Genomic DNA, 24,290 nt, shown 5'->3' with positions numbered 1-24,290 from the left:
CGTTAAAGTGCCCGCCATGGCCACCCTGAACCTCGCGTCGATCCTCGACGACTCCGCTGCGGCGTACCCGGAGCGCACTGCCCTCGTCCTCGGTGACACCCGTCTTTCCTACGCGCAGCTCAACGGAGCGGCGAGCCAGGTCGCGAACCTCCTCGTCGAGCGCGGCATCGAGCCCGGCGACAAGGTCGCCCTGAGCTGCCCGAACCTGCCGTACTTCTCGATCGTCTACTTCGGCATCCTCAAGGCCGGTGCGACCGTCGTCCCGCTCAACGTGCTGCTGAAGGGTCGCGAGGTGGCCTACCACCTCAACGACTCGGAGGCGAAGGCCGTCTTCGCCTTCCAGGGCACGCCGGACCTCGCCATCGGCGCCGAGTGCTACGAGGGCTTCAACGGTGCCGCGGGCTGCGAGCACTTCTTCATGATCATGGCGGACCCGACCGCTGCCTCGCCGATCGAGGGCACCGAGACCCTCGGCCAGGGCATGGCCGGCAAGTCGCCCGTCTTCGAGACCGTCGCCACGGACTCCGACGACACCGCGGTCATCCTGTACACCTCGGGCACCACGGGCCAGCCGAAGGGTGCCGAGCTGCGCCACAGCAACATGTTCTCCAACCAGGAGACCAGCCAGGAGCTCTTCGGCTTCACCGCTGGCAGCCCCGAGACGGCGCTCTGCGTCCTCCCGCTCTTCCACTCCTTCGGCCAGACGGCGATCCACAACGCCACCATCGCGACCGGCGGCACCCTCGTGCTCCTGCCGCGCTTCGAGCAGAACGCCGCCCTCGGCCTCATGGTCAAGGAGAAGGTCACCGTCTTCGGCGGCGTCCCGACCATGTACGTCGGCCTGCTCGCCGCCGCCGCGGAGAACCCGGACGCCGCCGCGCACGTCAAGGACACGCTGCGCTGCGCCGTCGCCGGTGGCGCTGCGCTTCCCGTCGCCGTCCACCAGCAGGTCGAGAAGGTCTTCGGCGTCACCGTGCTCGAGGGCTACGGCCTGTCGGAGACCTCGCCGGTCGCGTCGTTCTCGCCGGTGGGCCAGCCGGTCCGACCGGGCTCGATCGGCGTCCCGATCAAGGACGTGTCGATGAAGCTCATCGACCCGGAGACGGGCGAGGACCTCCCCGAGGACCCCGACACGGTCGGCGAGATCGCGATCAAGGGCCCCAACGTCATGAAGGGCTACTACAACCGTCCCGAGGCGACCGCCGAGGCGATCGACGCCGACGGCTGGTTCCGCTCCGGCGACCTGGCCAAGAAGGACGCCGACGGCTGGTACTACATCGTCGACCGGTCCAAGGACATGATCATCCGCGGCGGCTTCAACGTGTACCCGCGTGAGCTGGAGGAGGTCCTGCTCACCCACCCGGCCATCGCGCTGGCCGCCGTGATCGGCGTTCCGCACGACACCCACGGCGAGGAGATCAAGGCCGTCGTCGTGCTCAAGCCGGGCGCATCGGCCGAGGCTGACGAGATCCAGGCGTGGATGAAGGAGCAGGTCGCGGCGTACAAGTACCCGCGCATCGTCGAGGTGGTCCCGGCGCTGCCGATGACCGCCACCGGCAAGATCCTCAAGCGCGAGATCCCGCGCTGATCCGCGAGACGGGGCCCGTGCGACGCTGAGACGGGCCTCCTGCGACGCTGAGACGGGCCTTGTGCCGGCGAACGCCGGCACAAGGCCCGTCTCACTCGCTTCGCTCGTGCACTCCTCCCTCGCTCGCGCCGGATCGAGCAAGCTCGACCGGTGCTCGCTCAGTCGTCGTCTCGCGTTGCTACGGGCCCCGTCTCGGCGGAGTCAGAAGAGGGGGCGGTCGGCCTTGCCGGAGTTCTCGTCCACGAAGCGTGAGACGTGGGCGGCGACCAGCGCGGGGGAGTGCTCGACCACCCAGTGGTTGCCCTCGACCTCATGGGTCGCGAGCGAGTCGCACCAGGGGGCCGGGGCCGTGCGCTGCGTCTCGGAGTCGACGTGGAGGTCGCCGGTCGGTGCGAGCACCTGCACCGGCACCGTCGTACGCCGGGGAGCCGGCCGTGCCAGCCGCGGGAGGAAGTTGGCCCGGTAGAGGGCGAGGCCGCGCTCGGCATCGGAGCGGCTCTTGTCGCGCACCGGCGCGTCGGCCGACAGCCCGTGCCTGGCCGAGTGCCGGACCAGCCTGTCGAGGACGCCGAGCCGGATGGCGGCCTCGGGCAGGAGGGGCAGCTGGAAGAGCGCGATGTAGTAGGAGTCGAGCAGCTGCCGCGCGATGGCCCGGGGCCGCTCGCGGACTCCGCGCAGCCAGACGCCGACCATGTCGAGGTCGGGGCCGGAGACCGAGGTGTAGGAGAGCAGGCGATCGGCCCAGGCCGGGTCGGTGACCAGGGCCCAGGTCTGGATCGATCCCCAGTCGTGCGCCAGCAGGTGCACCTGTCGATCGCCCACCACCCCGTCGATGACCTCGCCGAGGTCGGCCGCGAGGCGGGGGATCGTGTAGTGGCGGCGACCCGAGGGGGACTCCGACGAGCCGGCGCCGCGGACGTCGTAGGTCACCACGTGGAAGCGGTCGACCAGTGCCGCGACGACGCCGTCCCAGACGTGGTGGTCGTCGGGGTAGCCGTGGATCGCGACGACCGTGGGGTGCGCCGGGTCTCCGTGCTCCTGGACCGCGAGCCGTACGCCGTCGGACGTGGTCAGGGTGCGCTGTCGCGGGGTCGCCATGGCGTCATCCTGCCAACCCGGGGCCGGGTGCTGGGCACCACACCCGACCGGTGGGCGTGCGCCCGTAGGATGAGCGTGCCCGGAACCAAGGGCAAGCCGCACTTCTCAAGGAGCTCATCGTGGCCCGTGTCGTCGTCGACGTCATGCTCAAGCCGGAAATCCTCGACCCGCAGGGCAAGGCCGTCCACGGCGCCCTCCCGCGCCTGGGCTTCTCCGGCGTGACCGACGTCCGCCAGGGCAAGCGCTTCGAGCTCGAGGTCGAGACGGCTGACGAGGCCACCCTCGCCCAGGTCGAGAAGATGGCGGAGACCCTCCTGGCCAACACCGTCATCGAGGACTTCGTCGTCCGCGTCGAGGACGCCCAGTGAAGATCGGCGTCGTCACCTTCCCCGGCACGCTCGACGACGTCGACGCGTCCCGCGCGGTCACCATCGGTGGCAACGAGGCCGTCGCCCTGTGGCACGGCGACCACGACCTGAAGGGGGTCGACGCCGTCGTCCTCCCGGGTGGCTTCTCGTTCGGCGACTACCTGCGCTGCGGTGCGATCTCGCGCTTCTCGCCGGTGATGACCGAGGTCATCGAGGCGGCCGGCAAGGGCATGCCGGTCCTCGGCATCTGCAACGGCTTCCAGATCCTCACCGAGGCGCACCTGCTGCCCGGCGCGCTGATCCGCAACGACCACCGCAAGTTCGTGTGCCGCGACCAGAAGCTCCGGATCGAGAACAACACGACCGCCTGGACCAGCGCCTACGCCAAGGACCAGGAGATCACCGTCGTCCTCAAGAACGGCGAGGGCTCCTATGTCGCCGACGAGGCCACGCTCGACATGCTCGAAGGGGAGGGGCGGGTCGTCGCGCGCTACCTCGACGTCAACCCCAACGGCTCGCTGCGCGACATCGCGGGCATCACCAACGAGCGCGGCAACGTGGTCGGCCTGATGCCGCACCCCGAGCACGCGGTCGAGGAGCTGTGCGGCCCCGGCGTCGACGGCCTCGGCTTCTTCACCTCGCTCGCAGCGTCGGTCTTCGCCTGATGTCTCCGCTCAGGGCCTTCCGTGTCGCCGCGATCGCGGAGGCGGTCTCGTGGACCGGTCTGCTGGTCGGCATGTTCTTCAAGTACGTCGTCGTCAAGGACGAGATCGGGGTCCAGGTCATGGGTCCGATCCACGGCGTCGCGTTCATCGCGTTCGTGATGGTGACCCTGCGGGTCGGCCTCGACGCGAGGTGGTCGAAGAAGCAGCTCGGCCTGGGCCTGCTCTCCTCGATCCCGCCGCTCTTCACCGTCGTCTTCGACCTGTACGCCGAGAAGGCCGGTCTCCTCGCCGACAGCTGGAACGACAGCAGCGACGACGCGGAGCCCGTCCAGGGCTGACTCCGCTCCTGACGCAGCGAGGCCCCGCCACCCCTCGGGTGGCGGGGCCTCGTCGTTCTCCCGCGTCAGCCGTTCGCCTTCGTCACCTGCCGTGGGTCAGCCGCGTCCACATCGTCGGTGTCACGACCCCGCTCGAGGTCATGCCGACCCGCGACTGGTAGGTCCGGACCGCGGACTCGGTGGTGCCGTCGTAGACGCCCGTGAGCGGGCTGGCCAGGCCGCGGGCGGCGAGCGCCCGCTGCAGGCGCCACACGTTGGCGCCGGTCGATCCGCGCTTCTGCCAGCCGGAGCCGCCGTGGGCCAGCAGCGCGGTCCAGTGGCCGCTGTACCAGGACGCGCTGGGAGCGAAGCCGTTGCGCGACTTCCAGGTGGCCATCGCGCTCGCGAGCCCGCTGCCGAAGTAGTCGTTGAGCCTGATGCCGGTCATGCCCTGCTCGCGCAGGAAGCACTTCACGGCGCGGACCTCGGGACGGGTCATGCCGAGGGTGAGCTTCGGATAGCTCGTGAAGTCCACCTTCACGCCGTCGCAGTGCGTCTCCGTCGCAGACCGGGAGCCGCCGCCGACGTTGAGCCAGTTGCGGTCGATGGTGATGGTCACGCCGCCCCAGGTCTCGTCGTGGCCGCCCTGGTACTGCTTCACCCGGACGCCTCCGGTCCAGCCGTCGGTGCGGAGGTAACGCGTCTCGGTGGTGGTGTTCGGCTGCCCGTCCCAGCGCGCGATCCAGAGGACGTCGGGGAGGGTGAAGACGCCGGGGTGGTTCACGCGGGCGTCGTCGACCATCTTGATGCCCGAGCTGGCGCTGGAGTAGAAGCCGGCCACGTAGCCGAGCTGGTGCAGGCGGATGTCCCAGGCGTGGACGAAGCGGAGCGCGGACTCCCGGCAGTCGGTGTTGCTGAGGTCGAAGCCCTCGAGGTCGTAGAAGAGGGTGCTGCCCGGGACGATCCCGAGTGCCTTCGCGGCGGTCACCGCCCGGTCGGCCTCGAGTGAGCCCTGCGCCTTCGCCTTGGCGTAGTAGTTCGCGGGGTCGGGGTTGATCGTCGGGTCGTCGTTGTAGCGAGGGAAGCGCGGCTGGCAGCTGGCCTGGGGCCCGAGCGTGATCGGCAGGAGGCGCCAGCCCTTCGCGAGCTGCGTGGAGACCCAGGTCGGCGTGAGGTTGGGCTGGGAGCGGCAGGCCCGCGAGTTTCCGCTGATGTAGATCCCGACGGCGAGGAACGGCGAGCTCTCCAGCCAGGTGTCCATCTTGGCCTGGGTCGGCGCCAGGCACTGGTCGAAGCCGTAGCCGGTGAACGCGCCCGGCGTGGTCGGGTTGCTCCCCGCGGCCAGCGCGGCGACACCCCCGTCGCGGGTCAGCGCGACCCCACCGAGGCCGAGGCCGAGGAGCGCCGCGAAGGCGACCAGGGTCGTGGTCAGGCGGGTGCGGATCTGTGGGGCCTGCGGGGTCCGCAGGTCCGTCCGGGTCCGGGCGAGGGCGCGCATGAAAACTCTCCGAGGGTGAGGTGAGGGACCACGTTAACCACTCCAGTCACATCAGCAACAGAGGTCACGACGAACTACAAATTTGTAGTTTTCGCAGGTCAGAGGCGGTGTCGGCGCCGGTGGCACCGCTGCCGCCAGACGCCGCGCGGCGGCAACCGCCCCCTCGCCGCACGAGCGCTCCGCGTGCGGCGGAGCCTCGGTCCGGCCAGCCCCGGACGCGCGGTCGGGGGTGGCGCCGTACGCCCGTAGAATCTCCTACCGTGACTGAGAGCCGATCTGCCCTGGACACCGTCGCCGTCGCGAGCACCGACCCGGAGCGGGAGCAGCCGTGGGCTGACCTCGGCCTCAAGGAGGACGAGTACGCCCGCATCCGCGAGATCCTGGGCCGCCGACCCACGTCGTCCGAGCTGGCGATGTACTCCGTCATGTGGTCGGAGCACTGCTCCTACAAGTCGTCCAAGGTGCACCTGCGCCAGTTCGGTGAGCTGAAGCAGGAGACCCCGCGCGGTCCCATGCTCGCGGGCATCGGCGAGAACGCCGGCGTCCTCGACATCGGCCAGGGCTACGCCGTGTCCTTCAAGGTCGAGTCGCACAACCACCCGTCGTACGTCGAGCCGTACCAGGGTGCTGCGACCGGCATCGGCGGCATCGTCCGCGACATCATCGCGATGGGCGCCCGCCCGGTCGCGGTCATGGACCCGCTGCGCTTCGGCCCGCTGGACGCCGACGACACCCACCGCGTCCTGCCGGGCATCGTCGCGGGCGTCGGCGGCTACGGCAACTGCCTCGGCCTGCCCAACATCGGTGGCGAGGCCGTCTTCGACGAGACCTACCTCGGCAACCCGCTCGTCAACGCCCTCGCGGTCGGCGTCCTGCGCCACGAGGACCTGCACCTCGCCAACGCGACCGGCGAGGGCAACCTCGTCGTCCTCTACGGCGCGCGCACCGGTGGCGACGGCATCGGTGGCGTCTCCGTCCTCGCCTCGGAGACCTTCGACGCCGACGGCCCGGCCAAGCGCCCGGCCGTCCAGGTCGGCGACCCGTTCATGGAGAAGCTCCTCATCGAGTGCACCCTCGAGCTGTACGCCGCCCACGTGGTCGCCGGCATCCAGGACCTCGGTGGCGCGGGCCTTTCCTGCGCCACCTCCGAGCTCGCCTCGGCCGGTGACGGTGGCATGCACGTCCACCTCGACAAGGTGCCGCTGCGCGACTCCACGCTCTCGCCCGAGGAGATCCTCATGAGCGAGTCGCAGGAGCGCATGATGGCGGTCGTCGAGCCGAAGAACATCGACGCCTTCCTCGCGATCTGCGCGAAGTGGGACGTCGAAGCCGCGGTCATCGGCGAGGTCACCGAGACCGGCCGCCTGGTCATCGACTGGCACGGCCAGACCGTCGTCGACGTCCCGCCGGGCACGGTCGCCCACGAGGGCCCGGTCTACAACCGCCCGTTCGAGCGCCCGGAGTGGCAGGACGCCCTCCAGGCCGACGGCGCCGAGAAGCTCCCGCGCCCGACGACGGGTGCCGAGCTCCGCGAGACCGTCATCAGGCTTGCCGCCTCGCCCAACCTGTGCGACAAGTCGTGGATCACCGACCAGTACGACCGCTACGTCCGCGGCAACACGGTGCTGTCGCAGCCGGAGGACTCCGGCATGATCCGCATCGACGACGAGACCAACCTCGGTGTCTCCGTGTCCACCGACTGCAACGGCCGCTTCGCCAAGCTCGACCCGTTCGCCGGCGCCCAGCTCGCGCTGGTCGAGTCGTACCGCAACGTCGCGACCGGCGGCGCCCAGCCGCTCGCCGTCTCCGACTGCCTCAACTTCGGCTCCCCCGAGGACCCGGCCGTCATGTGGCAGTTCGCCCAGGCCTGCACCGGCCTCAAGGAGGGCTGCCAGGAGCTCGGCACCCCGGTCACCGGCGGCAACGTGTCGCTCTACAACCAGACCGGCGAGACCGCGATCCTCCCGACGCCCGTCGTCGCCGTGCTCGGTGTCATCGACGACGTCACCAAGCGCACTCCCTCGTCGTTCCAGGCCGAGGGCCAGGCGGTGTACCTGCTCGGGGAGACCCGCGAGGAGCTCTCGGGCTCGGAGTGGGCGCACGTCGTCCACGGGCACCTCGGCGGCCTGCCGCCGAAGGTCGACTTCGCCGCCGAGAAGGCGCTCGCCGCGCTGCTCTTCGAGGGCGTCGGCCTGCTCGCCTCGGCCCACGACCTCTCCGACGGCGGCCTCTCCCAGGCGCTGGTCGAGTCGTCCCTGAAGAACTCCATCGGCGCGACGGTGTCGCTCCAGGGCGACGCCTTCCTGGGGCTCTTCGCCGAGTCGACCGCCCGCGTCCTGGTCACGGTGGACGCCGGCCGCGCCGACGAGCTCGAGGCGCTGGCTGCCAAGCACGGCGTCCCCGCCACGGCACTCGGCACCACCGGCGGCGACGCGATCGTCGTCGAGGGCCAGTTCGAGCTCCCGATCGCCGAGGTCCGCGAGGCCTGGAGCGCCACGCTCCCGGCTGCGATGGCCTGATCCCCGCGCCCTGGAAGGCCCTCACCGCCTGGCGGTGGGGGCCTTCGGCGTTCCCGCGAAAAGGTGTGGATGCCAAGCGTGCGGCCGTGACAGGCTGACGGGGTGACTTCCGACCTCGCCGGCACCACCGGCGCAGCGACCCCGGGACGTCCGCCCGCCGTCGGCCTCGGGCCCGGCTTCCGGGCGTTCTGGGCGGGCGAGACGGCCTCGGTCTTCTGCCGCGAGATCGGCATGCTCGCCCTGCCCGTGGTGGCGGTCGTGCTGCTCCGTGCGAGCAGCTTCGAGGTCGGCGTCCTCAATGCCGCGACGACCGCGGCGTTCCTGCTCGTGGGGCTGCCGGCCGGTGCGTGGGTCGACCGCTGGCTCAAGCGGCGGGTGATGATCGCCGCCGACCTCGTCCGCGTGGCGGCATCCGTCGTCGTCCCCGTGCTGTGGCTGAGCGGGCACCTCGCGATGTGGCACCTCTACGCCGTGGCGGCGGTGATCGGTGTCGCGACCGTCTTCTTCGACGTGGCGTACCAGTCCTACGTGCCGTTCCTCGTGCCGGCCGCCGAGGTCCCGCGGGCGAACTCCCGGCTCGAGGGCACTGCGCAGATCGCCCACATCGCCGGTCCGGCCGTGGGTGGCCTGCTGCTCAAGGTCGTCACTGCCCCGCTGCTGATCCTCGCCGACGGCGTGGGCTACCTGGTCTCTGCCGTCCTCCTGACCCGCGTGCGTGACCGCGAGGTGCCGACCTCGCGCGCGGACCACGAGCCGCTGCGACGGGCGATCCCCGAGGGGCTCCGGTTCGTGCTCGGCCACGAGCTGCTCCGACGCATCATCGGGAGCACCGCGATCGGGAACCTCGGCAACACGATGATCTTCACGCTGATGCCGGTGCTCTTCCTGCGTGAGCTCGCCCTGGAGCCCTGGGTGATGGGCGCCGTCTTCGGCGTCGGGGCTGCCGGAGGCGTCGTCGGCGCAGTCCTCGCCGCCCGGCTCGGGCGGCTCGTGGGGGAGGGCACGCTGATCCCGCTCAGCACGGTCGCGATCGCCGTCGGTGTCGTCATCTGGCCCGTTGCGCCGCTGCTCCCGCTCTGGCTCGCGCTGGCGCTGATGGTGGCCTCGGAGTTCCTGCTCTCGGGTGCCATCCTGGCCTACAACATCACCCAGGTGAGCATGCGTCAGCGCGTCTGCCCGCCCCGCCTGCTGGGTCGCATGAACGCCTCCGCACGCTTCGTCGTGTGGGGTGTCATGCCGATCTCCTCCCTGCTGGCGGGAGTCCTCGCCGACGGGATCGGGCTGGTGCCGACGCTGTGGGTGGGCGTGGCGCTGTCGGTGGTCGCCATCGCCCCCGTCTGGTTCTCGCCGCTGCTCGGCATGCGCGTGTTCCCGGACGGCGAGGCCGGACATGCCTGACCTGGTCGTCACGTCACGCTTCGTCGTACCCGAGGCGGAGCTGAGCGAGCGGTTCTCGCGCTCGTCCGGACCGGGCGGCCAGGGCGTCAACACCACGGACAGCCGCGTCGAGCTCTCCTACGACGTGGCGCGGGCGCCCTCGGTCCCGGAGCACCTCCGCGAGCGCCTGCTCTCCCGCCTCGCGCCGCGGCTTGCCGACGGCGTCCTCACCATCGCGGCCAGCGAGCACCGCAACCAGCTGGCCAACCGTCGTGCCGCCCGGGAGCGCCTGGCCCAGCTCCTCCGCGAGGCGTCGGCCCCGCCTCCCCCGAAGCGGCGTCCCACCCGTCCGACGCGTGGCTCGCAGGAGCGCCGGCTCGCGGGCAAGAAGCAGCGCGGCGAGATCAAGAGGGGCCGGGCCGGCCGCTTCGACTGACCGGGTGCGTGGCGCTCGCGAGGGCCGGGGAGAATGGACCCATGCCTCCCCGTCAGCGAGCCGTCGACCCGGCGGTGCTCTCCGCTGCGTGGGCCGCGTGGCGGGCCGGCACCGCGCAGCGGGCCGAGCTCAAGGTCCTGGTCAAGGACACGCTCGGGCTCCTCGAGCGGCGCGCGCCCGGCTACTCCGTCGAGGTCCGGGTGCCGCCGTACGGCGCGGTGCAGGCCGTGGAGGGTGGCCGGCACACGCGCGGCACCCCGCGGGCCGTCGTCGAGACCGATGCCGCGACCTGGCTCGCGCTCGCCACGGGGGCGATCACCTGGCACGAAGCGGCCGAGTCCGGCGCGCTCAGGGCCAGCGGCGAGCGGACCGACCTCGCGCCCTACCTCCCGCTGGCCTGAGTCGCACCGTCCGCGGGATCACCGCCGACGCGCGAGCGTCAGGGCGCTGACGAACGCGAGCAGCGACAGGACGAAGCCGGCCACGATGCCGGCGTGCCCGCCGGCGGTGAAGTCCCCGTCGACGTGGAATGCCGCCAGCACGCTGGCCACCACGGCCAGGCCGATCGCGCCGCCGAGCTGCTGCATGGTCTGGAGCAGGCCCGACGCCGACCCGGCGTACTCGTGGGGGACGCCGTCGAGGACGGTCGCGGTGATCGGCATGAAGGTGAGCCCGGCGCCCACGCCCAGCATCGCGACCGACGGGAGGATGCCGGTGAGCCAGGTGCTGCCGGCGTCCAGCCGAAGCAGGAGGGCGTACGACGTGGTCAGCAGGCCGACGCCGGTGAGGATCAGCGGGATGCGGCCGACGGCCCGGACCAGCCGCGGCGTGATCCGCGACATCGTGAAGACGCCGACCGGGAGCGGGAGGAAGGCGAGCCCGGCACGGAGCGGGCTGTAGCCGAGCTGGAGCGCGAACCACGAGGCGAGCACGAAGAAGACAGCGAGCATGCCGGCGTAGACGTTGGCCATTACGACCAGGGCCGCGATCCGGCGCCGGTCGGCCAGCAGCGAGGGACGCAGCAGCGGGTGCGGGTGGCGCCGCTCGGCGACCGCGAGCAGGGCGAACAGGGCGAGCGCGACCGCGAAGCCGCCGAGGGTCTGCGGGCCGGTCCAGCCGACGGAGTCCGCGCGCGTCAACGTCCACACCAGGGCCACGGCGCCGCCGGTCGCGGTGACCGCACCGAGCACGTCGAACCGGTCGGTACGCCGCGGCGTCTCCTGCACGAGACGGGCGACCAGGGCGAGGACGACCAGCCCGATCGGCACGTTGATGGTGAGGGTCCAGCGCCACGACAGCGTCTCGGTGATCGTGCCGCCGAGGATCAGGCCGAGGGCGCCGCCGCCGGAGGAGACGGCCGAGAAGAGGGCGAGGGCACGGGTCCGGGCGTACTCGTCGGGCGCGTTGGTGGTCAGCAGCGCCAGCACGGCAGGCGCGGACAGGGCGGCGCCGACGCCCTGGAGGGCCCGCGCGGCGACCAGCAGCCAGCCCCAGGGGGCGAGCGCGCCGGTGAGGGAGGCGGCGGTGAAGATCGCGACACCCGCCAGGAAGGTACGCCGCCGCCCGAGGACGTCGCCGAGGCGGCCGCCGAGCAGCAGCAGTCCGCCGAAGGCGAGGGCGTAGGCGCTGAGCACCCACGAGAGCGACGCGGGCGAGAAGTGGAGGTCGGTGGCGATGTGGGGCAGGGCGACGTTCACGATCGTCGCGTCGAGCACGAGCATCAGCTGGGCGACGAGCACGGCGCCCATGCCGACCGCAGATCCCCGGGTCACGGTGGGGCGCGCGGCGGCACTGGTGGTGAGGGCTGTGGCCACGGATGAGGTCCTGTTCCGGCCTGTGGGCCTGTCGTAGACTGGCGATACGGAGGGTTCCTCCGGTTCGATGTCCACGATACGGAGAGTGTCTCCGTTTAGCAAGTGAGGTGTCCGTGCGGGCCGACGCCAAGCGCAACCACGACAAACTGCTCCAGGCTGCGCGTGAGGTCTTCCGGGAGCGCGGCCTCGAGGCTCCGCTCGACGAGGTCGCCCGCCGGGCCGGCGTCGGAGCGGGCACCCTCTACCGCCACTTCCCGACCCGCGACGACCTCCTCAATGCGCTCATGCAGGCCTTCATCGACCGGCTCGACGCCGCGGCAGACGCGGCGATCGCCGTCGACGGGTCGCCGCGGGAGCGCCTGCTCTCCTGGGTCCGCGGCGGTGTCGCCGAGGTGACCTACAGCAAGGGCGCCGCGGCCAGGCTGACCGCAGCCCTCGGGGACGACGAGTCGCGCATCGCCACGAAGGCCGCGGCCTTCGCGCAGGCGAGCGGCCGTGTCGTCGAGGCGCTGGGCGCCGACCTCCGCCCGGGAGTCGACGGCGTCCAGCTGGCACGGCTCGTGGGTGGGCTGGCCATGGTCGTCGACCAGGGCGAGCTGGACGAGTCCGCGTTCGCACCCCTGGCCGACGTGCTCGTGGACGGGCTGCTGGCGCCAACCGTTGTCGGGTCGTGACCCCGGCGGCACTGTCGCGCGACGACCGCGCCGCTAGCCTCGGCGGCATGACCGACAGCAGCGCCGGCGCCGTCCGCTCCACGATCCAGCAGCTCATGCCCCAGCTCCGTGAGGACCTGGAGGCACTCGTCCGGATCCAGAGCGTGAGCGCCGATCCGGCACGCGCCGGCGAGGTCGAGCGGAGTGCGGAGGCCACGCGCGACCTCTTCCGTGCCGAGGGCTTCGACGCGCGCATCGTGCGCGCCCACGACGGGGCCCCGCCGGCCGTCATCGGCGAGAAGCGTGGCCCGGAGGGCGCCCCGACCGTGCTGCTCTACGCCCATCACGACGTCCAGCCCGAGAACGACCACGCCGAGTGGGACACCCCACCGTGGGAGCCGACCGAGCGCAACGGCCGCCTCTACGCCCGCGGTGCTGCCGACGACAAGGCGGGCATCATCGCCCACCTCGCGGCGGCGCGGGCGCTGGGCGATGCGCTCCCGGTCACCGTGAAGCTCTTCATCGAGGGCGAGGAGGAGGTCGGCTCCGAGACCCTTCCCGCGCTGCTCGCGGCCCACAAGGACGAGCTCGCCGCGGACGTCATCGTGATCGCCGACTCCGCCAACTGGGACATCGGCGTCCCTGCACTGACCACGAGCCTGCGGGGCCTGGTCCGCGCCGACGTCGAGGTCCGCACCCTCGACCACGGCGTGCACTCCGGCATGTGGGGCGGCCTCGTCCCCGATGCCCTGATCGCCCTGAGCCGCCTGATCGCGACGCTCCACGACGACGCCGGCAACGTGGCCGTCGTGGGCCTCCACGCCGGCCCGGCCGCCGACATCGACTACCCCGAGGACCGGCTTCGCGCCGAGTCCGGCATCGCCGACGGTGTCGAGTTCATCGGAGAGGGCAGCGCCGTCGCCCGGCTCTGGACGAAGCCCAGCCTCAGCATCATCGGGCTCGATGCACCCAAGGTCGACGGCGCCTCCAACACGCTCGTCCCGGGCGCCCGCGCCAAGATCAGCCTCCGCGTCGCGCCCGGCGACACGGCCGCCAACGCGCTCGACTGCCTCACCCGCCACCTCGAGGCCAACGCCCCGTGGGGCGCCCGGGTCACCGTCACGCCGGTCGACACGGGCGAGGCGACGCAGATCGACGCCACCGGTCCGGCGTACGACGCGGCGCGCGGCGCCTTCGCCGAGGCCTGGGACGGCACCGCGCCCGTCGATATGGGCGTCGGCGGCTCCATCCCCTTCATCGCAGAGTTCCTCGACGCGTTTCCGCAGGCCAGCGTGCTGGTGACAGGCGTGGAGGACCCCGACACGCGGGCCCACGGCGCCAACGAGGGGCTGCATCTGGCGGAGTTCGAGCGGGTCTGCGTGGCCGAGACGCTGCTGCTGCAGAAGCTCGGCGCGGCCACCTTGTGATGGACAGCACCCGAGACCGGTCGGCGCGCCTCCGCTGACCACCTAGGATTGCTCCCGTGTCCATGGTGTCCCAGCCCCGCGCGCGCAAGGGTGGCGACGGTCGACTGACCGCTGCCCTCGATCCCCAGGACCAGGGTCCTCAGGACCAGTGCGGGGTGTTCGGCGTCTGGGCGCCGGGCGAGGACGTCGCCAAGCTGACGTACTACGGCATCTACGCGCTGCAGCACCGCGGCCAGGAGTCGGCGGGCATCGCGGTCTCCAACGGCAAGCAGATCCTCGTCTACAAGGACATGGGCCTGGTCTCCCAGGTCTTCGACGACGCCACCCTCGAGGCTCTCAAGGGACACGTCGCGATCGGCCACGCGCGCTACTCCACTACCGGTGCGAGCACGTGGCACAACGCCCAGCCGACGTTCCACCCCACGGCCAACGGCTCGATCGCGCTGGCGCACAACGGCAACCTGACCAACACCGCCGACCTCGCCGACAAGCTGGTCGAGATCGCCGACGCCGAGGGCGGCCTGCCCTCGGACCTGCGCGGTCCGGGCGGTGCCACCAACGACACCTCGGTGCTCACCGCGCTGCTCGCACTGCACCGCGACGGCAGCGTCGAGGACAAGGCCGCCGAGCTGCTGCCGCAGGTCCACGGCGCCTACTGCCTCGTCTGGATGGACGAGAACACCCTCTACGCCGCCCGCGACCCGCAGGGCATCCGGCCGCTGGTGCTCGGTCGCCTCGAGCGCGGCTGGGTCGTCGCCTCCGAGACCGCCGCCCTCGACATCGTGGGTGCCTCCTACGTCCGCGAGGTCGAGCCCGGCGAGATGATCATCATCGACGCCGACGGCCTGCGCACCCGGCGCTTCGCCGAGGCCAAGCCGAAGGGCTGCCTCTTCGAGTTCGTCTACCTCGCGCGTCCCGACACGATCATCTCGGAGAAGCGGGTCCACAGCGTCCGCGTCGAGATCGGCCGCAAGCTCGCGCAGGCGTTCCCCGCCGATGCCGACCTGGTCATCCCGGTGCCGGAGTCCGGCACGCCGTCGGCGATCGGCTACGCCGAGGAGTCCGGCATCCCCTACGGCGTGGGACTGGTCAAGAACTCCTACGTCGGTCGCACCTTCATCCAGCCCAGCCAGACGATCCGCCAGCTCGGCATCCGGCTCAAGCTGAACCCGCTGCGCGACGTCATCGAGGGCAAGCGCCTGGTCGTCGTCGACGACTCGATCGTCCGCGGCAACACCCAGCGCGCACTGGTCCGCATGCTTCGCGAGGCGGGCGCCAAGGAGGTCCACGTCCGGATCTCCAGCCCGCCGGTCAAGTGGCCCTGCTTCTACGGCATCGACTTCGCGACCCGTGCCGAGCTCATCGCCAACGGCCTCTCGCCCGACGAGATCGCGACCTCGATCGGCGCGGACTCGCTCGGCTACGTGTCCCTCGAGGACCTCGTCGACGCCACGACCCTGCCGATGGACTCCTTCTGTCGCGCCTGCTTCGACGGCGAGTACCCCGTGCCGCTGGCCGAGGTCCGCGGCAAGGACGTGCTGGAGATCCAGCAGGACCCCTGCTGCGTCGTCGACCCGCTCGACGGCGTGGCCACCACCGCTTCCGCCGGCGGCGCCTCCGACGCGCTCTCGCGCCCCTGACCCGACGTACTGCGAAAAGAGATCCCCGTGCCTGAGACCCCGAACGCGTACGCCGAGGCCGGCGTCGACATCGTCGCGGCCGACCTCGCCGTCGAGCTCATGAAGGAGTCGGTGGCGAAGTCCCGGCGTCCCGAGGTGCTCGGTGGCCTGGGTGGCTTCGCCGGTCTCTTCGACGCCTCCGCGCTGAAGAAGTACGAGCGCCCGCTGCTCGCGACCTCCACCGACGGCGTGGGGACCAAGGTCGACATCGCGCGGAAGATGGACAAGCACGACACGATCGGCTTCGACCTGGTCGGCATGGTCGTCGACGACCTCGTCGTCTGTGGCGCCGAGCCGCTCTTCATGACCGACTACATCGCCACCGGCAAGGTCGTCCCCGAGCGCATCGCCGCGATCGTCAAGGGCATCGCCGAGGCGTGCACGGAGGCCGGCTGCGCCCTGGTCGGCGGCGAGACCGCCGAGCACCCGGGCCTGCTCGCCCCCGACGAGTACGACGTGGCCGGCGCGACGACCGGTGTCGTCGACGCCCACCGCCTGCTGGGTGCGGACAAGGTCGAGGCCGGCGACATCGTCATCGCGATGAAGGCCTCGGGCCTGCACTCCAACGGCTACTCGCTGGCGCGCCACGTCTTCTTCACCAAGCTCGGCTGGGAGCTCGACCGGCAGGTCGACGAGCTCGGCTCGACGCTCGGCGAGGAGCTGCTCATCCCCACCAAGATCTATGCCAAGGCCTGCCTCGCGCTCGCCGACGCCACCGGCACGCACGCGATGGCGCACATCACCGGTGGTGGCCTGGCCAACAACCTGGCCCGCGTCATGCCGGCCCACCTCTCGGCGACGCTCGACCGCGGGTCCTGGACGCCGCAGCCGATCTTCGACGTCGTCCGCACGGCCGGCGGCGTCGACCAGGCCAGCCTAGAGGCGACCCTCAACTGCGGTGTGGGCATGGTCTCGCTGACGCCGGCCGGCGACGTCGACACGGCCATCGCCACGCTCGCCGAGCACGGCGTCGAGGCGTGGGTCGCGGGCGAGGTCGTGGCGGGCGACGGCAGCGTCACGCTGACCGGCCAGCACCCCGGCTGGTGACCGCGGGCGGGCTCCCGGGGCGCGCTGCGCGACGGGGGTCCGGGGCGGCGACCGCTCGGCGTTCGCGCTGTGTGGGCTTGTCCACGTCCAAATAAGGCGCCCTGGTTCGCGGGAACGACCGGGGACCCGGTAGCGTTGGCTCCACGAGACATTGAACCCAGACCGGGTGTGCTGGCATCAGCCGGCCCCGGCAGACGCGCGAGGGGGTCGGCTCCTATGGGACGCGGCCGAGCCAAGGCAAAGCAGACGAAGGTCGCCCGCGACCTGAAGTACCGCACGCACGACACGGACTTCGGGGCGCTGGCCAACGAGCTGCATTCGCAGTCGGGCTCCTACACGAGCCAGACCGACTCCGCGCCGGAGGACGAGTACGGCGACTGGTCGGAGTACTCCGACTCGCGCGACTGACGCCGTCGGTGTCGTGCTGACCGCCTCGCGGTCAGCGTCGCTGGCATGCCTGGACGCCTGGTGACCTCGGTCACGTGGTCGGCGCGCAAATGGCGACTTCCGCGACCCGTGTGGCAGGCTGGACGTGTTGCGGGGGTCGGTTGCCTTCGGGTGACCGGTGCGACAACGAGTGGAATTCGGGTTCCACTCGACGTGAACCAACTCGGGAAGGTGTGCACCCCATGACTGCGACTTCTGTCGACGATGATCCGCTGCTGACGCCGGCGGAGGTGGCCTCGCTCTTCCGCGTTGACCCCAAGACCGTCACGCGCTGGGCCCAGGCCGGCAAGATCGGCTCCATCCGTACGCTCGGCGGTCACCGACGCTTCCGCCAGTCGGAGGTCCGGGCGCTGCTCGACGCGGCGACCGACGACGACTGAGCGAGCTCAGGGCTGGTCTGACCGGAGCACGAGGACGTCTCCATGCGTCCCGTAGCCCGGAAGGCGGCCGCCGTAGGGCGTGCCGTCGAAGGTGATCATCGACCAGCCGCCCCCGTGGCGGACGACGCTCGGCCACGGGATGTTGCTGCCGTACGCCGCCTCCAGCTCACCGACCTCGCGCATCGTGAGGTCGAACGCCGGGTAGCGCTCGCGCTGCCCGGCGTCGTTGTCCGCGCCGTCGCTGGCGAGCAGCCGCCAGCCGGCATCGGTCCGGACGATCACGCACCCCTCCGTCGCGGTGCGGTCCTCGGCCGTGCCGACCAGCGTCCACGGGCCTGACGGCTCGGGAGCCCGGCCGAGTGCCGGGCGGAAGTCGAAGAAGCTCCTCGCGGCCACCCAGGCGAGGTGCCACTGGCCGTCGGTGCGGGTCAGGTGGGGGTCCCACACGCCCACGTGGGGTCCCGGTGGCTGCGGCAGCGCGAGCTCGAGGGCCTCGACCACGTGCTCACCGGCGAGGAGGTCGGCATCGGTCGTCGCGTAGGTGATCGCCACGCGCGTGCGGTCGAAGTCGCCCCAGGTGCTCGCCAGCACGTGCCAGCGGTCGTCCCCGCGTACGAGGTGCACGGCGTGGTCGCCGTGCACCAGCCCGTCGCGGGTCCACCACAGCAGTGACTCGGGTCGCAGGTCGTCGGTGCCAGGGAGCCAGGACCAGACGCCGGTCTGTGCGGCGTCGGCGAAGCCCGGGCCGGCCTGGGTGGCGGTCAGCCAGTACCGCCCCTCCCGGACGTACGCCGAGCCGTCGGCGTCGGTCACGAGGTGCAGGTCCCGCAGCCCGATCTGCCCGTAGGTGCCGGACCGCCACGTGAGGGCGCCGACCGGGTCCAGGACCTCGAGCCCAGCCAGGAAGTCAGGGGTGCGGACCTCGACGAAGTCGGTGGCGTCGACCTTGCAGCGCGCGCGCCACTCACCCTCCGCGGTGTCGCGGCTCCAGGCGGTCAGCCAGCGTCCGGTGAGGGCGAGCGCGAGGGCCTGCGGTGGCCTCGTGACCCGGCCGTGCCGGCGGCTGGCGAAGCGCCTGCTGCCGCCCGGGACCTCGATGTGCAGGGTCACGCGGCGCCGGCGGGCGTCGTAGGTGGCCGAGAGCGTGCATCCCCCCGAGGCCAGGCCCACGTGGGTGGCTCGGATCGAGGGATCGGGCTGCGCCTCGACGGCGACGAACGGCGCCCGGAACCCGGAGCGCCGTTCGTGCTGGACCAGCTGCACCGGGCGGAACCGGTGGGCGAGTGCCAGCGGCGGGATCATGCCGCGAGGGTAGCGGTCGGGTCAGCGCAACCCGCGGAGGTAGCCGGCTGCCGTGCGTACGTTGGCGAGCCGCTTCTCCCAGGTCAGGCCGACGAAGGTCAGGGCGGTCCCGGCGAGGCCGATCAGGGCCCACTGCGGGAGCGCCTGCGCCATCGTCATCTGTCGCAGCACCAGGACCGCCAGGGTGCCGCCGCCGGCCAGGAGCGGCGCCGCCCAGCGACGCTGCACGCCGACCGTGACGGCAGCGACGCACCCGGCACCCAGCAGGACGGCGCGCAGGGCGACGGGGTCGGCGAGGGCCTGGAGCAGGCTGGGGACGAGCGCGAGCGCGAGTCCGGAGCCCTGCGTCTGGAGGCTCGACCGTTCCCCGCGGAGCAGCGCGACGGTGCCGAGCACGAGCAGGACCACCGCGAGCGGCAGCGTGTAGGCCTCGACGGTGCCGACGCCCAGCTGGTCCAGGCGCAGCCAGGTGGCCAGGGTGAGGAGGGCCAGGCCGACCCAGCCGACCCGGCGGCGGTCGGCGTGGAGCAGGGCGGACGCGGTGCACGCGACCCCGCCGAGGGTCAGGTAGACCGCCGTCCATGCCTGGGGGTCGGGCAGCGAGGCCGGACTGGCGAGTGCGACGCACAGCGCGGCGACGGCGGCGGGCACCTCGCGCGCCACGTCCGCCTTCCATGCGAGGAGCACCCCGAGCACCACCACCACCGGCACGCCGGTCCACCCGCCGCTGAGTCCCGCGAGGTCTCCGGCGGCCCACAGCAGCGCGGCGGCCGCGACGGGCGTGGCGGCGCGGGCGACGTCCGCAACCGGTGCTGCGCGGCGTACCTCGTGGAGCACGGAGACGGCGAGGCCGGTCGCGAGCACGACCACGGCCGTGACGGCGTCCGGCCACGCAGCCAGGCCGGCTGCTGCGAGGAGCGCCATGCCGACGAGGGTCGCCTCGCGGCGGCGGAGCAGGCCGACGAGGGTGGCGGCGAGGCCGGTCGCGGTCAGCTGGCCCGCGACCAGACGGAGGTCCACCGGCACGAAGCCGGAGGAGACGGTGATCGCGGCGAGGGACACGGCCAGTCCGGACGTCTCGTGCCCGCCGGACGGACGGGCCAGCGCAAGGGCGGCGACTGCCGCGACGACCGGAGCGGCCCGCCAGCCGCCGTCGACGTCGTACGCCGATGCCAGCGCCCACGTGGTGCCTCCGAGCGCCGCGGGGAGCGCCCAGTGCGCGGCCTCCTGGAGCCGGGCGGGTGACCGCGGGTGCTCGGCAGCGGCACAGGCGGCGGTCAGCAGGACGAGGACGCCGATGGTCAGGCCGTCGTCCGCCAGAGCGGCGCCGACGGCGAGGACGCCGAGCGGTGCGGCCGCCAGCCAGCCCGCGGCCCGCCGACGGAGCAGTGCCCACGTGACGAGGGAGCCCGCAGCGGCCACGAGGACCAGGACCGCCACGTAGCGGGGAACGCCGACGATCACCGGCGACAGCGACGCGGCAGCGACGAGGGTGGTGGCGGCCGGGGTGAGGACCGCGCGGACGGCCGGTGAGCCGGCGATCCGGAGGAGCCCTGCCACGGCCACGAAGGCGGCCGCCACCGTGAGGGGGAGCAGGATCGACCACGCAGCGGGGAGCGCATCGGTCGCGACCTGTGCGCTGCTGTCGCCGGTCCAGAGGCCGTGGTCGAGGAGGTTCGACGTCGTCAGCGAGGTCACGGCGGCTGCCAGTGCGAGGAGAGCCGCCACGGAGCCGGCGATCCCGAGGGGGACCGCGGTCACGAGGCGCCAGGGGTGGGGCAGGAGGGTGGCAGCGGCTGCGTGGAGGGCGATGACGGCGACCAGCGTGAGCGTCGCCGGAACGGCGTCCTCGTCGAGGCCGGGGCAGGCGAGCAGCAGCGACAGCAGCAGCACCGCGACGGAGCAGGCGCCGACCCGGAGGGTGATCGGGAGCCGGCCGACGGCAGCGGGCGCCGCGGCGACCACGGCTGCGGCGAGGAGGGGCCACGCGTGCCTGCCGGCCCAGAGTGCCTCCCAGGCGGGATGGGTGGCTGCGCGGACGAGGCCGGTGGCGACGAGCCCGACCCACGCCAGGCAGGCGACGCCACCGAGCCCGGTCGTGGGAACGCCGAGCCGGAGTGCGCGACAGACCAGCGCGATCGCTGCAGCGGAGAGGGTGACGCCGAGCGTCCAGAGGGCCGGGGTGGCCCACTCGAAGCCCGCCGTCGCCACGAGTGCGGCGGTCGTCCCGAGGAGCACGACGACCTCGGCGCTGAGCAGCCGCGGCTCCGGCGTACGACGTGTCGCGATCGCTGCCGACGTGGCTGCCAGGGCGAGGAGGATGCCGGCCAGGACGGCGAAGCCGACCACCCCCAGGTCGCCGAACCAGCCCGAGCTGCGTGCACCGGCCAGGTCCAGGAGGAAGAGGCCGAGGGCCACCGTCGTCAGCGACTCCGCCCCTGCGCGCAGGCTGCTCCGGGCGCTCCAGGCCGCGAGGCCGGCGGCCGCGCCGGTGAAGCCGACGAGCACGGCCGTGCGCCCTCCCACCCCGAGCGCGCTCCAGGCGACGGCAAGGAAGACGACGGCGGCGACGACGAGGCAGAGGGCTCCCAGTCCGAGCAGGATCTTCGGCACGGTCAGGCCGGACAGGACCGGTACGTGGCGAGGTGCGGCACCGACGGGCGGCACGGTGGGTCGGTGGGCCCGACGAGGGGCGGGACCTGCCGTGTCACGGCCGCTGCTCGTGACTCGGAGCGCCACGCTGGGCTCGGCGGCCCCGGTGATGGCTGCGCCAGAGGCGACGAGGGGCCGGTCGGCCAGCTCGGCCACCAGGCGGTCCACGGCCTGCAGGGCGACGAAGACGTCGTAGGCAGCGGGGCCGTCGAGGTCGGCGTGGCATCGCGCGCACGCGGCCGTGAGGGCGGGGAGGGGTGCGCGGCAGCGGGGGCACACGGTGCGGTCGGCGTAGAGGAACATGCGCCCAGCGTGCGGCTGCGGGACATCTCGCCGCGTCGGCGGACCTACTCAGAAATGGCGACAGCCGCAGGTCCGGGGACCTGCGGCTGTGCTGGTGGCCAGGGGCGGGGTCGAACCGCCGACCTACCGATTTTCAGTCGGTCGCTCGTACCAACTGAGCTACCTGGCCGGGCCGTCGAGAACCATACAGCAGGAGGGCCCCAGGCATGAAAACGGCCATTTGGGGGTGGTTCCTCGCTGGCCCTATGCTGAGCGGGCTCGAGCGCCTGGCGCCTGGGCGGGCCCCCTTCGTCTAGCGGCCCAGGACCCCGCCCTTTCACGGCGGTAGCGCCGGTTCGAATCCGGTAGGGGGTGCGAGGAGGAGCGAGTCGCAGGAAGTGCGGCTCGGTGGCTGAGCGGCTCCGGCACCACGGGTCCATCAGCCAGCAGGACCCTCGATTGTGAGTCTTGGCAGCAGATGGGCTAAGGTTCCACTCGCTTCACCACGAAGCACTGGCCCCGTAGCGCAGTTGGTTAGCGCGCCGCCCTGTCACGGCGGAGGCCGCGGGTTCGAGTCCCGTCGGGGTCGCCGATAACACCAGCCCGGATCTCTCACGAGATCCGGGCTGGTGTCATTTCCGGCCGTGCCGGTCTGGTTGGATGACCGTGTGCCGGTCGAGATGAGCAACCAGGCCTTCGATGCACTCGTGGACGAGGCGCTCGACGCCATCCCGGACGCGCTGGCGGCGCTCGTGCACAACGTCGCGGTGCTGGTCGAGGATCGGGCGCCGTCCGACGACCCCGACCTCCTCGGCCTGTACGACGGCATCGCGCTGACCGAGCGCAGCGTGCAGGACGGCTTCGAGCTGCCGGACCGGATCCTCCTGTTCCGGTCCAACCTCCTCGCGATGTGCGACTCCGCGGAGGAGGTCGCCGACGAGGTCCGGATCACCGTGGTGCACGAGATCGCGCACCACTTCGGCATCGACGACAGCCGGCTCCACGACCTGGGCTGGGGCTAGGGGCGGGTCAGGCGACGAGGAAGCCCAGCTGTGCTGCGCCCAGCGCCAGCAGCACGGTGCCCACGGCGTACGCCGTGCCGGTGCGACGCCCGAGCTCGACCGACTTCACGGCGAGCGCGGAGTATGTCGTCAGCGCCCCGCAGAAGCCGGTGCCGAGGAGGGCCATCTGGTGCCCGTCGAGCGCGAGCCCCGTGAAGAGGCCGAGGAGGAAGGCGCCGACGACGTTGACCAGCAGCGTCCCCAGGGGAAGGCGGTCGTCGAGGTAGTGGCCTGCGGTGTAGCGCAGCGGCGCGCCGGCTGACGCACCGGCGACGACGAGGAGGGCGTCCATCTACTCGTTGCCCTCCTCGGCCTCGAACTCCTCCTGCGCCGCGGGGGAGGACCACACGTGGGCCAGCCGCACGGCGAGCACGCAGGCCACCAGCGTCGTCGCCACGTAGGTCAACGCCGTCCCGCCGTGTCCCTCCGCGATCAGCGACCGGCTCTGGTTGGCATACGTCGACAGGGTGGTCCAGCCGCCGAGCACGCCGGTGCCGAGGAGGACGGGCAGCACCGGATGGCGGCGGACGGTGGCGAACGCCGGCAGCAGCGCCAGCAGGAAGCTGCCGGTGATGTTGATCGTCAGGGTGCCCCACGGGAAGCCGGTGCCGGCCGGCCAGGCCTGGTCGACACCCCAGCGTGCGAGTGCTCCCGCAGCACCGCCGAGCGCGGCCGCCACGACGAAGAGCGGCCGGGGAGGCTGCCTCACGCGGTGTGCCCGTCGCCGTCGAGGCCGAGGAGCTCGTCAGACCACGGCATCGGCGCCTCGCCGTCGCCCTGGCGGACGAACTCACCGAGGTACCAGCGGCGGAAGGCGCGCTGGTCGGGGGAGGTGGCCAGGGAGAGCAGGCGCTCGGAACGGCAGAAGGTGTCGGCCAGCTCGAGCATGTCGATCATTCTGCTCGCCGTGTGCGGGAGCGTGGACGGCACGACCAGCGTGGCGTCGATGGTCTTGGTCACGACCTCGCCCTCGAGCGCGGCATCGAGGGCCTCCGTGCCACCCGAGCGGTGGAGCTGCTCGTCGAAGCTCCGGAAGACCCGGGAGATGCTCGAGGCGATCGGGTAGGTCTCGCCGTGCGCGAGCGACAGCAGACGGAGCTCCCGACGCAGCTCCTGGTGCTGCACGTAGGTCTCGGCGTACAGGTCGACGGGAAGGTCCTGGAGCACCACGGACAGGCCCTCGTCGACATCGGTGTCGGGTGGCAGGGGCGGCTCGGCATGGAAGATGTCGCCCGCCACCGTCGGCTCCTCGGCCATCGAGGGAGCCGGCTCGAACCACACGACCTTTCCCTGCCGGTCGATGTCGGCTCCCCACGCGGTCGCGGTCATCGCGACGATCTCGAGCCCTCGCCCCACGGTCGTGAGATGTTCGCCGTCGGGGAGCCGCACCGGCGGCGTGGGCGGCTGGTGCGAACCGTCGAGCACCTCCACGCGCGGGTGCTCCTGCGTGCCGCGCATCCGCAGGCGGATCGGTGCGCGGGCGTGCAGGAGGGCGTTGCCGACGAGCTCGGAGACACCGAGCTCGGCAGTCTCCACCAGCTCCTCGCGGCCGAGCTCGCGCAAGGCGTCACCGACCCAGAGGCGCGCCTGCTTCACGCACCCGGGACCGGGGTCCAGGTGGATGGCTGGCTGGCTGAGGGGCACGCGCGCGTCTCCGTCTGCGATGGTTTGCGTAATGTC

At 72.2% G+C, this 24,290-nt stretch carries 23 protein-coding genes and 3 tRNA genes; 17 read left to right on the top strand and 9 right to left on the bottom strand.

What is annotated here, in order from left to right:
* The first annotated feature begins 16 nt into the window (after nt 1–16).
* Entirely contained in the window at nt 17–1,588 is a 1,572-nt protein-coding gene (locus Q5722_RS05970) for a long-chain-fatty-acid--CoA ligase (protein WP_305027291.1), read from the top strand.
* A 201-nt stretch (nt 1,589–1,789) separates the two neighbouring features.
* Here the strand turns inward: Q5722_RS05970 and Q5722_RS05965 are convergent, their stop codons facing one another.
* Complete coding sequence (locus Q5722_RS05965) at nt 1,790–2,686, bottom strand: alpha/beta fold hydrolase (RefSeq protein ID WP_305027290.1); 897 nt, start codon at nt 2,684–2,686, stop codon at nt 1,790–1,792.
* A 119-nt stretch (nt 2,687–2,805) separates the two neighbouring features.
* Here Q5722_RS05965 and purS point away from each other — a divergent pair, with 119 nt between their 5' ends.
* Genes purS through Q5722_RS05950 form a run of 3 tightly spaced genes read left to right on the top strand, consistent with a single transcriptional unit; the run spans nt 2,806 to nt 4,057 of the window.
* The gene (purS, locus tag Q5722_RS05960; RefSeq protein WP_305027289.1) at nt 2,806–3,054 is read left to right on the top strand and encodes a phosphoribosylformylglycinamidine synthase subunit PurS; all 249 of its coding nucleotides are present in this window, start codon (nt 2,806–2,808) and stop codon (nt 3,052–3,054) included.
* Nucleotides 3,051–3,719 carry a phosphoribosylformylglycinamidine synthase subunit PurQ gene (gene purQ / locus Q5722_RS05955; RefSeq protein WP_305027288.1) on the top strand — a complete coding sequence of 223 codons (669 nt, stop codon included), beginning with the start codon at nt 3,051–3,053 and terminating at the stop codon, nt 3,717–3,719. Before purS ends, purQ begins: the two co-directional genes overlap by 4 nt.
* On the top strand, nt 3,719–4,057 hold the full coding sequence (locus tag Q5722_RS05950; RefSeq protein ID WP_305027287.1) for a DUF3817 domain-containing protein: 339 nt from the start codon (nt 3,719–3,721) through the stop codon (nt 4,055–4,057). The genes purQ and Q5722_RS05950 overlap by 1 nt, the downstream gene beginning before the upstream one ends.
* 82 nt (nt 4,058–4,139) lie before the next feature.
* Here Q5722_RS05950 and Q5722_RS05945 read toward each other — a convergent pair whose 3' ends face one another.
* Nucleotides 4,140–5,534, bottom strand: coding sequence for a glycoside hydrolase domain-containing protein (locus Q5722_RS05945; protein ID WP_305027286.1), 1,395 nt, complete (start codon nt 5,532–5,534; stop codon nt 4,140–4,142).
* A 260-nt stretch (nt 5,535–5,794) separates the two neighbouring features.
* Here Q5722_RS05945 and purL point away from each other — a divergent pair, with 260 nt between their 5' ends.
* From purL to Q5722_RS05925, 4 genes are all read left to right on the top strand, one after another.
* Complete coding sequence (gene purL / locus Q5722_RS05940) at nt 5,795–8,053, top strand: phosphoribosylformylglycinamidine synthase subunit PurL (protein ID WP_305027285.1); 2,259 nt, start codon at nt 5,795–5,797, stop codon at nt 8,051–8,053.
* 102 nt (nt 8,054–8,155) lie between these two features.
* Entirely contained in the window at nt 8,156–9,451 is a 1,296-nt protein-coding gene (locus tag Q5722_RS05935; RefSeq protein WP_305027284.1) for an MFS transporter, read from the top strand.
* Nucleotides 9,444–9,866, top strand: coding sequence for an alternative ribosome rescue aminoacyl-tRNA hydrolase ArfB (gene arfB / locus Q5722_RS05930; protein WP_305027283.1), 423 nt, complete (start codon nt 9,444–9,446; stop codon nt 9,864–9,866). Before Q5722_RS05935 ends, arfB begins: the two co-directional genes overlap by 8 nt.
* Nucleotides 9,867–9,907: 41 nt before the next feature.
* Complete coding sequence (locus Q5722_RS05925; protein ID WP_305027282.1) at nt 9,908–10,267, top strand: sterol carrier family protein; 360 nt, start codon at nt 9,908–9,910, stop codon at nt 10,265–10,267.
* Between the two features lie 18 nt (nt 10,268–10,285).
* Here the strand turns inward: Q5722_RS05925 and Q5722_RS05920 are convergent, their stop codons facing one another.
* The gene (locus Q5722_RS05920; protein ID WP_305027281.1) at nt 10,286–11,680 is read right to left on the bottom strand and encodes an MFS transporter; all 1,395 of its coding nucleotides are present in this window, start codon (nt 11,678–11,680) and stop codon (nt 10,286–10,288) included.
* A gap of 107 nt (nt 11,681–11,787) precedes the next feature.
* Here Q5722_RS05920 and Q5722_RS05915 point away from each other — a divergent pair, with 107 nt between their 5' ends.
* The 6 genes from Q5722_RS05915 (at nt 11,788) to Q5722_RS05890 (ending at nt 17,313) form a co-directional block, all read left to right on the top strand.
* The gene (locus tag Q5722_RS05915; protein WP_305027280.1) at nt 11,788–12,354 is read left to right on the top strand and encodes a TetR/AcrR family transcriptional regulator; all 567 of its coding nucleotides are present in this window, start codon (nt 11,788–11,790) and stop codon (nt 12,352–12,354) included.
* Nucleotides 12,355–12,401: 47 nt separating this feature from the next.
* Nucleotides 12,402–13,760 carry a dipeptidase gene (locus Q5722_RS05910; protein WP_305027279.1) on the top strand — a complete coding sequence of 453 codons (1,359 nt, stop codon included), beginning with the start codon at nt 12,402–12,404 and terminating at the stop codon, nt 13,758–13,760.
* Between the two features lie 62 nt (nt 13,761–13,822).
* Nucleotides 13,823–15,400, top strand: a complete 1,578-nt coding sequence (gene purF / locus Q5722_RS05905) for an amidophosphoribosyltransferase (protein WP_305028339.1) — start codon at nt 13,823–13,825, stop codon at nt 15,398–15,400.
* A gap of 27 nt (nt 15,401–15,427) precedes the next feature.
* Nucleotides 15,428–16,486, top strand: coding sequence for a phosphoribosylformylglycinamidine cyclo-ligase (gene purM, locus Q5722_RS05900; RefSeq protein ID WP_305027278.1), 1,059 nt, complete (start codon nt 15,428–15,430; stop codon nt 16,484–16,486).
* 216 nt (nt 16,487–16,702) lie between these two features.
* Entirely contained in the window at nt 16,703–16,894 is a 192-nt protein-coding gene (locus Q5722_RS05895) for a DUF3073 domain-containing protein (protein WP_305027277.1), read from the top strand.
* A 221-nt stretch (nt 16,895–17,115) separates the two neighbouring features.
* A complete protein-coding gene (locus Q5722_RS05890) occupies nt 17,116–17,313 on the top strand; it encodes a BldC family transcriptional regulator (RefSeq protein WP_305027276.1) in 198 nt (65 codons plus the stop codon).
* A 6-nt stretch (nt 17,314–17,319) separates the two neighbouring features.
* On the opposite strand, the gene Q5722_RS05885 is transcribed toward Q5722_RS05890, so the two are convergent.
* From Q5722_RS05885 to Q5722_RS05875, 3 genes are all read right to left on the bottom strand, one after another.
* Nucleotides 17,320–18,615 carry a hypothetical protein gene (locus Q5722_RS05885; protein ID WP_305027275.1) on the bottom strand — a complete coding sequence of 432 codons (1,296 nt, stop codon included), beginning with the start codon at nt 18,613–18,615 and terminating at the stop codon, nt 17,320–17,322.
* Nucleotides 18,616–18,636: 21 nt separating this feature from the next.
* Complete coding sequence (locus Q5722_RS05880; protein WP_305027274.1) at nt 18,637–21,570, bottom strand: SCO7613 C-terminal domain-containing membrane protein; 2,934 nt, start codon at nt 21,568–21,570, stop codon at nt 18,637–18,639.
* Between the two features lie 92 nt (nt 21,571–21,662).
* Nucleotides 21,663–21,739 (bottom strand) — tRNA-Phe (locus Q5722_RS05875).
* Nucleotides 21,740–21,851: 112 nt separating this feature from the next.
* On the opposite strand from Q5722_RS05875, the gene Q5722_RS05870 reads away from it, so the two are divergent.
* The 3 genes from Q5722_RS05870 to Q5722_RS05860 all read left to right on the top strand — a co-directional run bounded on the left by Q5722_RS05870 (nt 21,852) and on the right by Q5722_RS05860 (nt 22,571).
* Nucleotides 21,852–21,924: transfer RNA gene (locus tag Q5722_RS05870), tRNA-Glu, on the top strand.
* 140 nt (nt 21,925–22,064) lie between these two features.
* A tRNA-Asp gene (locus Q5722_RS05865) sits at nt 22,065–22,138 on the top strand.
* A gap of 79 nt (nt 22,139–22,217) precedes the next feature.
* On the top strand, nt 22,218–22,571 hold the full coding sequence (locus Q5722_RS05860; RefSeq protein ID WP_305027273.1) for a metallopeptidase family protein: 354 nt from the start codon (nt 22,218–22,220) through the stop codon (nt 22,569–22,571).
* Nucleotides 22,572–22,578: 7 nt separating this feature from the next.
* On the opposite strand, the gene Q5722_RS05855 is transcribed toward Q5722_RS05860, so the two are convergent.
* From Q5722_RS05855 to Q5722_RS05845, 3 genes are read right to left on the bottom strand one after another with little or no spacing between them, the layout of a single operon-like run.
* Nucleotides 22,579–22,902 carry a fluoride efflux transporter FluC gene (locus tag Q5722_RS05855; protein WP_305027272.1) on the bottom strand — a complete coding sequence of 108 codons (324 nt, stop codon included), beginning with the start codon at nt 22,900–22,902 and terminating at the stop codon, nt 22,579–22,581.
* Nucleotides 22,903–23,319, bottom strand: coding sequence for a fluoride efflux transporter FluC (locus Q5722_RS05850; protein WP_305027271.1), 417 nt, complete (start codon nt 23,317–23,319; stop codon nt 22,903–22,905).
* Entirely contained in the window at nt 23,316–24,254 is a 939-nt protein-coding gene (locus Q5722_RS05845; protein ID WP_305027270.1) for an ATP-binding protein, read from the bottom strand. The genes Q5722_RS05850 and Q5722_RS05845 overlap by 4 nt, the downstream gene beginning before the upstream one ends.
* Between the last annotated feature and the right edge of the window lie 36 nt (nt 24,255–24,290).

Origin of the sequence: Nocardioides jiangxiensis (assembly GCF_030580915.1) — a bacterium.
In the GTDB taxonomy this organism is placed as follows: domain Bacteria; phylum Actinomycetota; class Actinomycetes; order Propionibacteriales; family Nocardioidaceae; genus Nocardioides; species Nocardioides jiangxiensis.
Note: the sequence above shows the minus strand (reverse complement) of the source record. Positions and strands in the feature narration are given on the sequence as shown.

What these genes read in the sequence shown, in the direction of transcription:
- Q5722_RS05970 (WP_305027291.1), top strand. Translation starts at nt 17, where the DNA reads ATGGCCACCCTGAACCTCGCGTCGATCCTCGACGACTCCGCTGCGGCG.
- Q5722_RS05965 (WP_305027290.1), bottom strand. Translation starts at nt 2,686, where the DNA reads ATGGCGACCCCGCGACAGCGCACCCTGACCACGTCCGACGGCGTACGG.
- Q5722_RS05950 (WP_305027287.1), top strand. Translation starts at nt 3,719, where the DNA reads ATGTCTCCGCTCAGGGCCTTCCGTGTCGCCGCGATCGCGGAGGCGGTC.
- Q5722_RS05945 (WP_305027286.1), bottom strand. Translation starts at nt 5,534, where the DNA reads ATGCGCGCCCTCGCCCGGACCCGGACGGACCTGCGGACCCCGCAGGCC.
- arfB (WP_305027283.1), top strand. Translation starts at nt 9,444, where the DNA reads ATGCCTGACCTGGTCGTCACGTCACGCTTCGTCGTACCCGAGGCGGAG.
- Q5722_RS05925 (WP_305027282.1), top strand. Translation starts at nt 9,908, where the DNA reads ATGCCTCCCCGTCAGCGAGCCGTCGACCCGGCGGTGCTCTCCGCTGCG.
- Q5722_RS05910 (WP_305027279.1), top strand. Translation starts at nt 12,402, where the DNA reads ATGACCGACAGCAGCGCCGGCGCCGTCCGCTCCACGATCCAGCAGCTC.
- purF (WP_305028339.1), top strand. Translation starts at nt 13,823, where the DNA reads ATGGTGTCCCAGCCCCGCGCGCGCAAGGGTGGCGACGGTCGACTGACC.
- Q5722_RS05895 (WP_305027277.1), top strand. Translation starts at nt 16,703, where the DNA reads ATGGGACGCGGCCGAGCCAAGGCAAAGCAGACGAAGGTCGCCCGCGAC.
- Q5722_RS05890 (WP_305027276.1), top strand. Translation starts at nt 17,116, where the DNA reads ATGACTGCGACTTCTGTCGACGATGATCCGCTGCTGACGCCGGCGGAG.
- Q5722_RS05885 (WP_305027275.1), bottom strand. Translation starts at nt 18,615, where the DNA reads ATGATCCCGCCGCTGGCACTCGCCCACCGGTTCCGCCCGGTGCAGCTG.
- Q5722_RS05880 (WP_305027274.1), bottom strand. Translation starts at nt 21,570, where the DNA reads ATGTTCCTCTACGCCGACCGCACCGTGTGCCCCCGCTGCCGCGCACCC.
- Q5722_RS05855 (WP_305027272.1), bottom strand. Translation starts at nt 22,902, where the DNA reads ATGGACGCCCTCCTCGTCGTCGCCGGTGCGTCAGCCGGCGCGCCGCTG.